Genomic DNA, 1618 nt, shown 5'->3' with positions numbered 1-1618 from the left:
TAAGAAAAACCGGGCAAAAAGCGCCCGGTCCTTTTTTGGCTAGAGAATATCCGATAGTTTATATTCCTGACCATGTACCCCTTTATAATACTCAGGATACATTTCTCCACCACATTTTTCGCAAGCAAATCGCGGTGGGGAGGTTGGATCCCCTCCATCCATAAGGTCAAAATCCTGAACAACTGATAAAGGAATCTCCTCTTTTTCATGACACGTCAAACAAACAAAGTTGACGGTTTGTTTCTTGCTCGTCCTTTGTGATATTGGATTCTTTTTCTTCTTTTTCTTGCCGTGTTTGCGGTTCTTGGATACCGGTGAGATCGTGAATCACCTCCTCTAGATAAGCTTTTGCTGTTTGTCCTAAAGCCACTTTAATTTTGAGTTGGCCATCGTCATCAGGGCAGACTTCTCCCTTGTACTCATAATAACAGCCACATTTGGAACAGACCATTGGATCCTTTCCTGTTTGGTCCTTGATCCGTTGAGACCATGTTCTTTTACGTAAGACACGTTTTATTTTGACAAGGTTTCGATGGACTGTCTGTTGGAAAACAGAAACTAATTCCTGGCATTTTGTCTTAATTCGACGAGAGTAAACACCATAATAGCGAATAGTCTTGAAGTTTTCATCTGGGATATGGCGAACGACCCGTCCAATAAATGCTTCGACGGACAGGGTTTCACGTTTTTCTTCCCCATCTTTTTTATCCCTATATCGAAAGGTGACGTATTCCCCGTCATATGCCTCAATCCGACCTAAAGCGATCGCGGGTCGACGAATATAACGAGCAATATATTTTAACTGTTCTTTAACGTTTCCCTTTTGTTTGGGCGCATACACATAGAAGCCTTCTCCATTAGCGGAATAGGCCTTTTGTAGACGGGGTTGCACCTGCTTTATTTGTTGGGGACTTAAATGGCGACGGATCAGTTTAAGGACGACGGTCTGCCATTGCTTTCGCAACATGTCAAAGGGGATATAATCATATTTTTTCCATTCACCGTTCTTTTTCATGCCTCCCATCGTCACTAACATATGCACGTGCGGATTGAAATTCACACGAGATCCAAACGTATGTAGCCCAGCAATTACCCCAGGTGTGACCTTGAATTTCTTTTTAAACCAATCTTGAATCACTTCAACAGCCTCGTCCATTAAGGGTTTCAACAGCTTTCGGTACATTAAAAAGATCTCTCTTAGCCCCTCGTCCATCGTAAAAATAACATGACGATGATTGACCTGAAAAACTTCCTCCTGAAGCAACCGACTCCATTCTTCCGTTTCCCCACTGCTGCAGGTTGTACAAAACCTTCCCTTACATCGGTACGGAATTCGCTTCACATCGTGGCAACCTTCGCACACAAAAAGTTTGAAGCCATTCTTCGGATTCCCACAGTTCTTGAATTTTTCCACCTCTTTCAACACAATCGGCCGAAGGTTCTTTTCATGATTTTGAACAAATTGATCCCAATGGTTATTTTCATCAAAAAAAATGCGTCTTAAGATATTTTGTTCCATACCTTTTCCTTACCCAAAAAACCAAAAAAGGAACCCTAAATTTATAAATTCTGATACTACAAAAAAGGAACCCTAAATTTATAAATTCTGATACTATAA

Annotated in this window: 1 protein-coding gene; it reads right to left on the bottom strand. The window is 41.2% G+C overall.

Translation table 11 applies throughout. The features are described 5' to 3' along the window. Positions 1-205: 205 nt before the first annotated feature. Positions 206-1519 (bottom strand): IS91 family transposase, encoded by a 1314-nt coding sequence (locus tag EV207_RS22800; RefSeq protein ID WP_132748753.1) that lies wholly within the window; start codon positions 1517-1519, stop codon positions 206-208. Positions 1520-1618 lie beyond the last annotated feature (99 nt).

Source organism: Scopulibacillus darangshiensis, from assembly GCF_004341035.1.
Taxonomy (GTDB): Bacteria; Bacillota; Bacilli; order Bacillales; family Sporolactobacillaceae; genus Scopulibacillus; species Scopulibacillus darangshiensis.
Note: the sequence above shows the minus strand (reverse complement) of the source record. Positions and strands in the feature narration are given on the sequence as shown.